At 33.2% G+C, this 816-nt stretch carries 1 protein-coding gene; it reads left to right on the top strand.

Annotated features, from left to right (window positions below; translation table 11 throughout):
* Positions 1–237 precede the first annotated feature (237 nt).
* Positions 238–594, top strand: coding sequence for a plasmid mobilization relaxosome protein MobC (gene mobC, locus KTR07_RS28135; protein WP_007557662.1), 357 nt, complete (start codon positions 238–240; stop codon positions 592–594).
* The last annotated feature ends 222 nt before the right edge of the window (positions 595–816 follow it).

Here is an 816-nt window from a genome sequence, read left to right as displayed (position 1 = left end):
TTTCCGGGTTCTGCCCGGCATAGACGATAAGAGAACATTATTATGATACCAAAAAAACTTATCTAATTGTATTTTTTTCCCTTTTGTTTGGGAGGGTGTTTAGTAATTTATATATTTGCGTTTGTAGAAATTAATAGCAAGATGTGTTTTTGTGTCCACAAAAACCAAATCTTGCCTGATAAATCAGGAGTTTAGCCCCCTCGCAACTTGGGGGCATATATTATTTAGTATCATAGTATGAAAGCAAATAAAAGAGATAGAATAGTGAAAGTTCGCTTAACGAATTTAGAATATGAAGAACTAACTAAAGCTTCTAAATCTAGCAAATGTATGTCAGATTATTTTAGACAGAGAGTCTTTAGGAAAGGAGTTGGTCTTATTGACCCTAAAGAATTTATTCGTTCGATGGATGAAATTTGTTTGGAAATGAAACGTATAGGAAATAATATAAATCAGTTGGCTAGGTATGTAAATATTCATAAGGAAGAAGTTAATCAAGAGGTTCTTAATGAGGTAGAAAAGAAAATGGCAGACTATGTAATTATGCAAGATAAATTGAATGTTACTTGGCGTAAGTTGATGTCAATCAAATAATATATGTATATATAATATTTATATATATAATTTTAGTGATAAAGACAGCGTTACTATTTCTTTTCCCTAAAGTTCCTTGTGTCGTTTCTCTCTATACCTGAATACAGGAAAACGGCTGCATCATAAAAGAAAAGACACCGACACCATTCAGGAACTACCGCCCATCGGCAAAAGGATTGCATCTAATTGATACCTTTTCTGCCTGCACTGGAGAGAAACCGG

The sequence above is a fragment of the Bacteroides sp. MSK.20.82 genome (genome assembly GCF_019052485.1).
Taxonomy (GTDB): domain Bacteria; phylum Bacteroidota; class Bacteroidia; order Bacteroidales; family Bacteroidaceae; genus Bacteroides; species Bacteroides thetaiotaomicron.
The sequence above is the reverse complement of the archived record's forward strand: the minus strand, read 5'-3'. Positions and strand labels throughout refer to the sequence as shown.

Coding starts and splice junctions, on each gene's coding strand:
- mobC (WP_007557662.1), top strand. CDS start 238: ATGAAAGCAAATAAAAGAGATAGAATAGTGAAAGTTCGCTTAACGAAT.